Genomic DNA, 11,878 nt, shown 5'->3' with positions numbered 1-11,878 from the left:
ATGGCCCTGCGGGAGGAGATCGAAACCCTACGCCTTGCAGTGCAGTTTATGACGCGTCTGCCAGTGCCCGCAGGTGCCCCATACGATCCCGCCCGCATGGCGCGTTCCATCCGATATTATCCGCTGACCGGCCTGTTGGTTGGTGGGATTGCTGCACTAACTCTCTGGATTGCATCTGCTTTTTGGGCCGGATCAATTGCCGTTGTCTTGGCTCTGATCATTGCGACCTTGATCACAGGTGCGCTGCATGAAGACGGGTTCGCAGATATGGTGGATGGGTTCTGGGGGGGGCATACGACTGAACGCCGACTTGAAATCATGCGAGACAGCCGTCTGGGAAGTTACGGCGCGCTGGCCTTGATTTTTCTGGTGTTGATGAACGTGGTTGCGCTGATGTCTATGCCGGTTTCACAAGCCGCTGTTTCCCTTTTTACGGCGCATATGTTGTCACGCACAGCCGTGGTTTTTGCTATGGATCGCGGCGAATACGTGCGCCGTACAGGGGCGGGCCAGGACGTGCAGAAACGGCTTGGTCAGGACGGATTTTATGTCGTGGCGTTGACCGTTGCGATTGGTCTTTTGCCTGCAATTGTCAGTTTTGGCCTGTGGATCAGCCTTGGGGCGTTTGTCGTTTCCCTTGCTTGTGGGCTGGGGCTGTTGCGCTTTTCGAACCAGAAAATCGGGGGATATACAGGCGATGTTCTGGGGGCGATACAGCAATTCTCCTGCCTTGCTGCGATCTTGATTTTCTGCCTGTAACGCATCTGTCAGAAAGCGCCCCTTGCATTGCACGGGTGAGCGCTTAGAAATGACCCTAGACATCATCCAGGGGCCAAAAATGCTTGCAGTTCTATCACCCGCCAAAAGCCTTGATTTCACACCGGCACCACAGGGCACAATCGAAAGCATGCCCGAATTTCAGGCGGACGCAAACACGCTTGTACAACTGGCACAGAAATTGTCCGTGGAAGATCTGCGTAATCTTATGAAGATCAGTGAAGATCTGGCCCAACTGAATGTGAACCGTTTCAAATCATTTGAGAAATCTTCTACAGACGCAAATTCGAAACAGGCTGCTTTGGCTTTCACTGGTGATACCTATCAGGGGTTCCGGGCCTGGGATTTTGATGCGGATCAACTTGCCTATGCCCAGGATCATGTGCGTATTCTGTCGGGTCTGTACGGGGCTTTGCGCCCGATGGATCGCATTCAGCCTTATCGTTTGGAAATGGGGCGGGGCCTTGTGAACAGCCAGGGCAAAACCCTGTATGCCTATTGGGGCCAACGGTTGGGCAATGCGCTTGATCAGGCTGCGGATGGTGGTGCCGTGATTAATCTGGCCTCTCATGAATATTTCCGTGCCGCCAGTGCCAAAACCATGAATTCACGTGTGATCACACCAGAGTTCAAAGAAGAAAAAGGCAATGAACTAAAGATGGTTGGCTTCTACGCCAAACGCGCACGTGGGGCCATGGCACGCTATCTGGTAGAACATCGCGTGGACCGCCCGGAAGGGCTGAAAGAGTTTGATACCGACGGATATGGTTTCCGCGCCGATCTGTCATCAGATGACAAATGGGTGTTTTCACGGGCACAATCAGCCTGATGATCTCTGAGCCGGATCAGTTTTTACGCGCGTGTTTTGATGTTGCTGTTGCGGCTGCTGATCCTCTGAAAACCATTCCTAGGGCCCTGCCAGATCGTCCGAAGGGGCGCGTAATAGTGATTGGTGCAGGCAAAGCTTCGGCCCGTATGGCAGAGGCGGTGGAACAACAATGGGGCCCATGTGAAGGGTTGGTAATTACACGATACGGATACGCCCGCCCAACACAAAAGATAGAAATCGTCGAAGCGGCCCATCCCGTTCCTGATCTGTCGGCCTTTGATGCCACATCCAGAATGCTGGGCCTGGTTCAGGATCTTGATGAAAATGATCTTGTGTTATGCCTGATATCTGGCGGTGGTTCTTCTTTATTCTGTGCACCTGCACATGGGATGAATTTGCCTGATATGCAGGCTGTACATCGCGCGTTGCTGCAAAGCGGGACCCCGATTGGCGAGATGAACATTATCCGTAAACATCTATCGCGTATCAAAGGCGGACAGCTTGCCGCGGCGACATATCCAGCAAAGCTGTTGTGCCTCATGATTTCGGACGTGCCTGGGGATGATCCGGGTGACATTGCCTCTGGTCCTACTGTGGCTGAAACATCCCGTGCTGAGGATGCTCTGAACATTATAAAACGTCGCAATATCACGATGCCTGATGCGGCTATGAATGTGCTGAAGCGTGGATCAAGTGTTGTAAAACCAGATGATGAGCAGCTGAAGAACGTGGAAAATATAGTTATCTCTGCCCCTTCGCAATCGCTTATGGCTGCCTCTGATTTTGCGAAGTCGCTGGGTGTTGAGGTGCAGATCCTTGGCGACGCTATTGAAGGTGAAGCCCGGGATGAAGCACGGCGACAGGTGGAAATTGTGCTTCAGCATCAGAAAATACGCGGAACTGGGGTTCAGCCATTGTTACTGTTGTCTGGAGGAGAATGCACTGTTTCAGGCTGGGAAGGTGGTGTCGGTGGCCCTAACGCTGAATTCGCGCTAGCCGCAGCAATTGCCCTGAATGGTCAGAAGGGCATTCACCTGTTGGCGTGTGATACAGATGGCGTCGATGGTGCCGCCGAGATCGCCGGGGCAGTCGTATATCCTGATACGTTGTTGCAAACAAATATGGATGCGAAAGACGCCTTGAAACGCAATGACAGCCATAGCTTTTTTGAGGCCGCGGGGGGCCAGGTTGTAACCGGCCCGACGCTGACAAATGTGAATGATTTCAGAGCGATCCTGATTGGATGAAAGCTGACCGGTTTGGAACCGGCCAGCTGGATTTATGTCGTGGGTTCTGGCGCTGTTTCTGTGACTGTATCGTTCACCTCAGCAATGATTGCATCCATCAATTCAGCATCGATTTCCAGATCATTCATAAGCATGCCGACGAACTTTTGCTCATCCGCAGCAAAGTTTCCATCAGAAATTGCAATCAGATAGACAGACTTGAGGACAACCCGACGTTGATCGGTGGTCAGTCCAGCACCAAAACGAACGAAGTCACCTTCGACAAGGTTGGTTTCTGCAAGATCAACAATCGTTCTGACCAGGCTATCATCAAACTCATCTTCGGTCAGATCGCGGGCTATCTTTGCAATAGCGGCAACTTCTGTATCATCCACATGGCCGTCTGCACGTGCCATATGGGCCATTGCATCGATCACCATTTGGGTTGGTCTGGCAATGCCACCCATTGCTTCCATCCGGGCTTTTTCACGTCGGGATTTGACGATGCCTCCGTAAACGACAAACAGGATCACCAAGCCAAGCAGGATGCTGCCCGCGAACCCGGTCAAAATTTCACCAATGCTTAATTTTGGCTGCACTGGTAAATCTGGACTAATCAGACCTGCAGTTTGTGCTTCCATAAACTCGGCAGAACTAAATCCGTAGAAATAATCACTGTTACAGCCCTGATCTGACAAGCCGTATTCATTTACGTGGCGAAAAAAACCGATCCAGAAAAGATGGTATTTGGTCGTGTAACGGCAGAGCGCAAATGTACCACCATTATCGGACGGGATACGTGTCTGTTCGACAAAGTGAAGACTGTCCTGACTGCCATAAAGGATCAGTCCGCGGGCTTCTGCATTGGATGTGGGAAGAAATTGCAGCAGAGCCGCAAGTGATAGTGCGAGAATAAAACGCATGTCGATAACCTGTAACTGTTTAAAAACCGGACGATATCCGGGCAGTCACCTAGTTAGCGCGGTTTGAAGCCCGGGGGAAGATTGTTTTCCTCCCCCGGGTTGTTTTATGCGTGGATCGCGCCGTCACCACAGGCCAGTGCGGCTTCGCGCACGGCCTCGGAACAGGTTGGGTGGGCGTGGCAGGTCAGGGCGATGTCTTCGGCGGATGCGCCGAATTCCATGGCAACGCAGATCTCGTGGATCATTTCACCGGCTTGTGGGCCAAGGATGTGACCGCCAAGGATGCGATCTGTTTGTGCATCGACCAGCAATTTCACGAAACCATCGCCTGCGAACATGGCTTTTGCGCGGCCATTGCCCATGAAGGAAAACTTGCCAACCTTATAGGCACGACCTTCCTCTTTCAGCTGTTCTTCGGTCTTGCCAACGGTCGCGACCTCAGGTGCTGTGTAAACCACACCGGGGATAACCCCATAATTTACATGACCTTTTTTGCCAGCGATGACTTCGGCGACGGCCATGCCTTCGTCTTCGGCTTTATGGGCCAGCATCGGGCCTTCGATCGCATCACCAATGGCGTAGATGCCGGGCACATTGGTTGCCCAATGGTCGTTTGTGGCAACCTGGCCGCGCGGGGTCAGGGCAACGCCAAGCGCATCCAGGCCAAGACCATCGGTGAAGGGTTTGCGGCCGGTTGCGACCAGAACGACGTCGGCCTCAACCATGTCTTCCTTGTCGTTTTTCTTTAGTTTGTAATGCACTTTGGCTTTTGTTTTGTTGGTCTCAACGGATTGAACCGCAGCGCCCATCACGAACTTAAGCCCTTGTTTTTTCAGGGTGCGTGCGAATGTTTTGGACACATCCAGATCCATGCCAGGGCAGACGTTATCCATGAATTCAACCACGGTGACTTCCGTGCCAAGACGGGCATAAACCGACCCCATCTCAAGACCAATCACACCAGCGCCGATGACGACCATTTTCTTAGGGATTTTGCCAAGTTCCAAAGCACCGGTAGAGGTCACAACGATCTTTTCGTCGATCTCGATCCCAGGCAGGGAAGCGGCTTCTGACCCGGTCGCAACAACGATATTTTTCGCGTCATGTACTTCGTCACCGACTTTGACTTTGCCTGCTTCAGGGATAGAACCCCAGCCTTTCAGCCAATCTACCTTGTTCTTTTTAAATAAGAATTCGATGCCTTTGGTGTTTTGCCCAATGACGTCATCTTTATAGGACAGCATCTGTTTCCAGTCGATGGATGGGGATTTGCCCATCAGGCCCATTTTGGTGAAATTATGGGTGGCCTCGTGATAGGAATGGGAGGCATGCAGCAAGGCTTTGGACGGGATACAACCCACGTTCAAACAGGTGCCACCAAGGGTGTCGCGGCCTTCTACACAAGCGGTTTTAAGGCCAAGTTGTGCGCAGCGAATTGCGGAAACATAGCCGCCTGGGCCGCCGCCGATAATGATTACGTCATATGATGCCATTGGTACTCTCCTGAGGGCGGAAATGGGGATGCACATAGTATGCACAAGTTATGCATATACTATGCATATGCTGTATGTATGGGAAGAGAGAGGGCGCGCGGCCCCCATCACCTGTGGTGACCTTCCCGGGGTGTCTATGCTGAACAGAAATCATAAGAGCGCTGCAACCAGCATGATGAGGGTGGCAAGAAACCCGACGGCCCAGATGATGGAACGCGCGGGCGTCAGGCCAAGGACATAAGCGGGCACATAGAGAATGCGCGCGCCAAGATAGAAACCAGCGCAGGCCTGGGTGACGGGGTTTGAGGCGAACCCAAGCTGGACGGCAATCACGGCGATGGTGAACAGGGCGAGGCCTTCAAAGTGATTGTTCAGCGCGCGTTTGTGGCGGCCAAGCAGCTGGCTTGGGTTCGGTTCTTCATCGCGGTTGCCCATAGTGAATTTGGTGCCGAGTTCTTTGTTCGCGGTCCAAGCATAGGCGCCGAATTGGCACATTTGCAGGATGGCAGCGAGGGTGAGGGCGGTGAGTTCAGTGGTCATTTGGTCTCTCTGAGAAATGCTCTGATTGCAGCGATGGCCAGTAAAGATGGGAACAAAACTGGCAGTAGGGGACTAAGATATGACAAATGCGAGACTGCAAACTCGATAAAACCTTTGAACAGGCGTTCTTTTGCTGTGAGGAGTGAGAAAGCTAAGTCGGCAAGATACAGAGCCATTGCACATCTGAGAATCCATTGTAGCCAGAAGGTTTTGGAGTTTTTCGCAGATGATGCAAATTCCTTCAGAAGTACCGCCCCTAAAATCAGTGGAGTGATGTAAAAGAAGACTGCGGGAAATCCGGCCAAAAACCAAGCTGAAAAAACCGCGACAACACTGCAAAAAAGTGCGATCCAAATGGCGGTCACTGGTGCAATTGAGTTGGTACTCATAGTGGTCTCCAGCCCGGTGGGACACCGGGCAGCGCCTGACCCTCCCCACGGGAGGGCGCTTTCGCACCCACCCAGGGTCAGGCGCTGCCCTATGTGGTTTACAGATCCATCAGCAGGCGGCGTGGGTCTTCGAGCGCTTCTTTGACGCGCACGAGGAAGGTCACGGCACCTTTGCCGTCAACGATGCGGTGATCATAGCTCAGGGCCAAATACATCATTGGGCGGATCACCACTTGGCCGTTGATGGCCATTGGGCGGTCCTGGATTTTATGCATGCCCAGGATGCCGGATTGTGGTGGGTTCAGGATCGGGGAAGACATGAGAGAGCCGTACACACCACCGTTGGAAATGGTGAAACTGCCGCCTTGCATCTCGTCCATAGACAGTTTGCCGTCACGGGCGCGCGCGCCTTTTTCAGCGATCGCTTTTTCGATGCCCGCGAAAGACATGGCGTCTGCGTCACGGATCACAGGCACAACAAGGCCGGTTGGCGTGCCGGCGGCGATGCCCATGTGGACGTAGTTTTTGTAAACCACATCGGTGCCGTCGATTTCGGCGTTCACTTCGGGCACTTCTTTCAGCGCATGCACACAGGCTTTGGTGAAGAAGGACATAAAGCCCAGTTTCACGCCGTGTTTTTTCAGGAACAGGTCTTTGTATTCGTTGCGCAGGGCCATCACCTCGGTCATGTCGACCTCGTTATAGGTGGTGAGCATGGCAGCGGTGTTTTGGCTGTCCTTCAGGCGACGCGCGATGGTTTGGCGCAGGCGGGTCATTTTTACGCGCTCTTCGCGTGGGGCGTCGTCTGCGGCGGATGCTGGACGGGCTGCGGCAACGGGGGCAGGTGCTGCTGCGGGGGCGGATGCGCCTGCGGCAATTGCGTTTTGCACGTCGGATTTCATCACGCGGCCATCTTTGCCAGTGCCTGCAACGGAACCCGGTGCAAGGCCTGCTTCTGCCATGGCTTTGTTGGCGGATGGTGCGTTTTCAACATCTTTGCCGGTGGATGCGGCCGGTGCTGCGGCCGCAGGTGCCGCCGCTGGGGCTGCTGCTGCGCCTGCGCCAGATGTCATGATCGCAAGCTTGCCGCCTGCTTCGACAGTTGCGCCTTCGGGCGCGAGGATTTCTGTGATGACGCCAGCGGCGGGGGCGGGCACTTCGACAGACACTTTGTCGGTTTCCAGCTCACACAGCATTTCGTCCTGCGCAACAGTGTCACCCACAGCTTTGAACCAGCTGGCAACGGTTGCCTCGGACACGCTTTCACCCAGGGTTGGGACCATCACGTCAACGGAACCGCCAGTTGCTGCGGGAGCTGCTGCAGGTGCGGCGGCGGGGGCCGGAGCTGCGCCTTCGCCAGCGGCGATGGTTGCAAGAAGGGCGTCAACGCCAACGGTGTCGCCTTCTTGGGCGATGATTTCGCCCATGACGCCAGCGGCGGGGGCGGGCACTTCGACGGTGACTTTGTCGGTTTCAAGTTCACAGAGCATTTCATCCTGTGCCACCGCGTCGCCTGGCTTTTTGAACCAGGTTGCGATGGTGGCTTCGGATACACTTTCGCCCAGGGTTGGGACACGTACTTCGGTGGTCATAATGATTATCCTTTGATCGTCAGCGCATCATCAACGAGTGCGGCTTGTTGTGCTTTATGTTGGGAGGCAAGGCCGGTTGCCGGAGAGGCAGAGGCAGCGCGGCCAGCATATGTGGCGCGGGCGGCTTTGTGGCCTTTGATACGGGAGAGGACCCATTCGATGTTTGGTTCCATAAAGGACCAGGCCCCCTGGTTTTTCGGTTCTTCCTGACACCAGACCATTTCCGCGTTTTGAAAGCGGGACAGTTCCTGAACCATGGATTGCGCCGGGAACGGATAGAACTGTTCCACACGCATCAGGTAAACATCATCAAGACCGCGATTGTCACGTTCTTCCAGAAGGTCGAAGTAGACCTTGCCGGAACACATCACCACGCGTTTGATTTTGTCATCGGCTTTCAGGTTCGTGTCGGAATTGCCTTTTTGCGCATCGTCCCACAGAACCCGGTGGAAGGAACTGTCGCCTGTGAAATCTTCAATCTCAGACACGGCCAATTTATGGCGCAGCAGGGATTTTGGTGTCATCAGGATCAGAGGCTTGCGGTAATCGCGGTGCATCTGACGGCGCAGAATGTGGAAATAGTTCGCAGGCGTTGTACAGTTGGCAACGATCCAGTTGTCACCGCCACACATCTGTAGGAAACGTTCCAAACGTGCAGAGGAATGTTCTGGACCTTGGCCTTCAAAGCCATGCGGCAGAAGGACAACCAAGCCAGACATGCGCAGCCATTTGCTTTCGCCAGAACTGATGAACTGGTCGAACATGATCTGTGCGCCATTGGCAAAATCGCCGAACTGGGCTTCCCACATCACAAGGGCATTTGGTTCCGCAAGGGAATAGCCATATTCAAAGCCCAAGACCGCGTATTCCGACAGCATGGAGTCGATGACTTCGTAATGCGCTTGGCCTTCGCGGATGTTGTTCAGCGGATAGTAACGTTCTTCCGTGTCTTGGTTTACGATGCCGGAATGACGGTGCGAGAATGTCCCGCGTGTCGCATCCTGGCCGGCAAGACGCACAGGGTAACCTTCGGTTAGAAGGGATCCAAACGCCAGCGCTTCGCCGGTTGCCCAGTCAATGCCCTTGCCTGCCTCAAGCGCTTTGCCTTTGGTTTCCAGCATACGGGCCACGGTTTTATGGGTTGGATAGCCTTCAGGCACGGTGGACAATGCGCCGCCGACTTCCTTAAAGGTTTCGTCCTTAATCGCCGTTGTGCCACGCTGATAGTTGTCATCTTTGGTATCAAGATGGGACCAGCGGCCATCCAGCCAGTCGGCTTTGTTCGGCTTGTAAACTTTACCCGCTTCGAATTCTTCATTCAGATGCGCCTGGAAAGAGGCTTTCATATCCTCAATCTCGCCCTCAGGGATCAGACCGTCACGCACCAGACGTTCAGTATACAGCTGAAGCGTGGTCTTGTGGCCTTTGATGTTCTTATACATCAGAGGGTTGGTGAACATCGGTTCATCGCCCTCGTTGTGGCCAAAGCGACGGTAACAGAAGATATCCAGAACCACATCTTTGTGGAATTTCTGGCGGAATTCTGTGGCAACACGGGCCGCGTGCACAACAGCTTCTGGATCATCGCCGTTGACGTGGAAAATCGGCGCTTCGACCATCATTGCGATGTCGGTTGGATAGGGGCTGGACCGGCTGAAATGCGGCGCTGTGGTGAAACCGATCTGGTTGTTCACAACGATATGCATGGTGCCGCCGGTTTTGTGACCAACGAGGCCAGACAGACCGAAACATTCCGCGATCACACCCTGACCCGCAAAGGCTGCATCACCATGCAGAAGGATCGGCATAACTTTGGTACGATCTTCGTCGTTCAGCTGGTCTTGTTTCGCGCGGACTTTGCCGATGACAACCGGGTTCACGGCTTCAAGGTGGGACGGGTTCGCTGTCAGGGACAGGTGCACAGAGTTGCCGTTGAAATCACGGTCTGAAGAGGCACCAAGGTGATATTTCACATCCCCAGAACCATCGACATCCTCAGGCTTAAAGCTGCCGCCTTGGAATTCGTTGAAGATCGCTTTGTACGGCTTTTGCATGACGTTTGCGAGCACAGACAGACGGCCACGGTGCGGCATGCCGATGATGATATCTTGGACACCCAAAGCACCGCCACGTTTGATGATTTGTTCCATCGCCGGGATCAAGCTTTCGCCGCCATCAAGGCCAAAACGTTTGGTGCCCATGTATTTCACATGCAGGAATTTCTCAAACCCTTCGGCCTCAACCATTTTGTTCAGGATCGCCTTGCGGCCTTCCTTGGTGAACTGGATCTCTTTGCCATAGCCTTCGATGCGTTCCTTCAGCCAGGAGGCCTCTTCCGGGTTGGAAATATGCATGTATTGCAGCGCAAATGTGCCGCAATAGGTGCGCTTCACGATGTCCACGATTTGGCGCATGGATGCGATTTGCAGGCCCAGCACGTTATCAAGAAAAATCGGGCGATCCATGTCTGCCGCGGTGAAGCCATAAGTCGCCGGATCAAGTTCCGGGCGGATGGTTTCGTCACGCATTTTCAAGGGGTCAAGGTTCGCTGCCAGGTGGCCACGGATACGGTAGGCGCGGATCAGCATCAGGGCGCGGATACTGTCGAGAACAGCGCGTTTGATGGCCTCATCAGAAACCTCAACGCCTTTTTCCACGGCCTTGGCTTTGATCTTGTCGCCCGCGCCTTTGGCTTCGGGTTCCGCGGGCCATTCGCCGGTCAGCGCAGAGGTCAGATCATCATTTGGCACAGGCGGCCAATCCATGCGGCCCCATGATGGGCCTGCGGCCTCTGATTGGACATCATTTGCACCATCGCCAAGGGATTGGAAAAACTCTGCCCAGGACGCATCAACCGCAGAAGGGTCATTGGCGTAGCGGGCATACATTTGCTCCAGGTACTCGGCATTATGCCCCTGCATAAAGCTGGTGGCATGAAACTGGTCATTGGGGGACTGGTCGTTCATTGGATGACCTCACTGGGGTTGGGACCGTATTTATTTGTTGTGGATTCGGATGGGTTTATTAGCCAGACTAGCACTGCAAGCCATAGGCCGATGTACATGACGGGAGCGGCGGTTTCGGTGAACCGTACCACGGAAATCCCGACGGTATCGCGATTCAGTATCGGAGCAAAAATTATAAACATAGTTGCAAAAATCAGAGGGATAACCAAGTACCAGCCGGGTTTTCCCGCATCATGTAGGCGCCGCCAACAAGCTGCGCACATTGGGATAAGCAGGGCAACAAAGGCAATTGGGGCAAGCAGAGTGTCCGCATCCAATTGATAATAGACATTGCCGAAACTGTACCGGACGGGCGGTTCCCAATCCGTGTTTGCATACAGCAGGCCATCAAGACTGTCTGCGAGAAATGTCAATGCAATGCAGAAAAAGGCAAATGGCCAAAATTCGTCCCGATTGGCACGCCCTGAAAAGGTGAAGCTTTTTCTAAAGCCTGTTTTGACAGCTTGAAGCGGGGTCATGATGCCACCTCTTGCGGGTTACTGCCCCAGTCATTCACGCCGGGGTCTGATCTGCGTAACAGGGTGGGGGTGATCAGGGCAAATGACAAGCCCGCGATCAGAAGAAGCGGCAGGATCGCCGCATAGAAAATCAGTGCGCCTAGAATGTTATGGGCGGCGGTGCCCAGGGCGATACCGGGGCTGAGGTATGCGTAAAGCGCGCTTTCGCGTGGGCCGGACATGTCACTATGGACGCCTGCCAGATGCGCATCAACACGTAGCGTGGGTAGGGATAGCCAAGCAGCAAGCGCAAGACATGTGAAACACAGCAGATATAGGGCAGCTCCGGTTTTGGCTGAACGCCCCACATCATGAAAACGTTGCACGGTCTTGATCAGCATGAAAGGTAGGGTCAGCACGTAAATCGCAAGGCCAATCATAAAGGCCCGCAGGCCCGTCAAAGGGTTGCCTGCCAACATCATCACATACCCCACAGTCAAAGCACCCGCATGCAAGGCCCAAAACGACCAAAACTCCGCCCGCGTTGCGCGGGTCGTGAGGGTTAGGGCGTTACGTAGGTTGCGGGGTATGGGAGAGGCGATATTCATAGAAACAGGTCTGCCTGGTTGGGAAATTGGGCAGAAGT

The 11,878-nt window shown here is 54.0% G+C and carries 11 protein-coding genes; 3 read left to right on the top strand and 8 right to left on the bottom strand.

Annotated features, from left to right (window positions below; all coding sequences use genetic code 11):
- The 3 genes from cobS to ACPGUT_RS03850 all read left to right on the top strand — a co-directional run bounded on the left by cobS (position 1) and on the right by ACPGUT_RS03850 (position 2,853).
- Positions 1-759, top strand: a complete 759-nt coding sequence (gene cobS / locus ACPGUT_RS03860) for an adenosylcobinamide-GDP ribazoletransferase (RefSeq protein WP_423988994.1) — start codon at positions 1-3, stop codon at positions 757-759.
- Between the two features lie 79 nt (positions 760-838).
- Complete coding sequence (yaaA, locus tag ACPGUT_RS03855) at positions 839-1,606, top strand: peroxide stress protein YaaA (protein ID WP_423988992.1); 768 nt, start codon at positions 839-841, stop codon at positions 1,604-1,606.
- On the top strand, positions 1,576-2,853 hold the full coding sequence (locus tag ACPGUT_RS03850; protein ID WP_423988990.1) for a glycerate kinase type-2 family protein: 1,278 nt from the start codon (positions 1,576-1,578) through the stop codon (positions 2,851-2,853). Before yaaA ends, ACPGUT_RS03850 begins: the two co-directional genes overlap by 31 nt.
- Before the next feature lie 32 nt (positions 2,854-2,885).
- Here the strand turns inward: ACPGUT_RS03850 and ACPGUT_RS03845 are convergent, their stop codons facing one another.
- From ACPGUT_RS03845 to ACPGUT_RS03810, 8 genes are all read right to left on the bottom strand, one after another.
- A complete protein-coding gene (locus tag ACPGUT_RS03845) occupies positions 2,886-3,755 on the bottom strand; it encodes a TerB family tellurite resistance protein (RefSeq protein WP_423988988.1) in 870 nt (289 codons plus the stop codon).
- Positions 3,756-3,859: 104 nt separating this feature from the next.
- A complete protein-coding gene (lpdA, locus tag ACPGUT_RS03840; RefSeq protein ID WP_423988986.1) occupies positions 3,860-5,248 on the bottom strand; it encodes a dihydrolipoyl dehydrogenase in 1,389 nt (462 codons plus the stop codon).
- Between the two features lie 150 nt (positions 5,249-5,398).
- Positions 5,399-5,788, bottom strand: a complete 390-nt coding sequence (locus ACPGUT_RS03835; RefSeq protein WP_423988985.1) for an MAPEG family protein — start codon at positions 5,786-5,788, stop codon at positions 5,399-5,401.
- A complete protein-coding gene (locus ACPGUT_RS03830; protein ID WP_423988983.1) occupies positions 5,785-6,177 on the bottom strand; it encodes a hypothetical protein in 393 nt (130 codons plus the stop codon). Before ACPGUT_RS03830 ends, ACPGUT_RS03835 begins: the two co-directional genes overlap by 4 nt.
- A gap of 98 nt (positions 6,178-6,275) precedes the next feature.
- Positions 6,276-7,769: a 2-oxoglutarate dehydrogenase complex dihydrolipoyllysine-residue succinyltransferase gene (odhB, locus tag ACPGUT_RS03825; protein ID WP_423988981.1), complete on the bottom strand. Its 1,494-nt coding sequence runs from the start codon at positions 7,767-7,769 to the stop codon at positions 6,276-6,278.
- A gap of 5 nt (positions 7,770-7,774) precedes the next feature.
- On the bottom strand, positions 7,775-10,735 hold the full coding sequence (locus tag ACPGUT_RS03820) for a 2-oxoglutarate dehydrogenase E1 component (protein ID WP_423988979.1): 2,961 nt from the start codon (positions 10,733-10,735) through the stop codon (positions 7,775-7,777).
- The gene (locus ACPGUT_RS03815) at positions 10,732-11,253 is read right to left on the bottom strand and encodes a DUF805 domain-containing protein (protein WP_423988978.1); all 522 of its coding nucleotides are present in this window, start codon (positions 11,251-11,253) and stop codon (positions 10,732-10,734) included. Before ACPGUT_RS03815 ends, ACPGUT_RS03820 begins: the two co-directional genes overlap by 4 nt.
- A complete protein-coding gene (locus tag ACPGUT_RS03810; protein WP_423988976.1) occupies positions 11,250-11,840 on the bottom strand; it encodes a DUF805 domain-containing protein in 591 nt (196 codons plus the stop codon). The genes ACPGUT_RS03815 and ACPGUT_RS03810 overlap by 4 nt, the downstream gene beginning before the upstream one ends.
- Positions 11,841-11,878: the final 38 nt, after the last annotated feature.

This window comes from Halocynthiibacter sp. (assembly GCF_049608145.1).
GTDB lineage: Bacteria > Pseudomonadota > Alphaproteobacteria > Rhodobacterales > Rhodobacteraceae > Halocynthiibacter.
The sequence above is the reverse complement of the archived record's forward strand: the minus strand, read 5'-3'. Positions and strand labels throughout refer to the sequence as shown.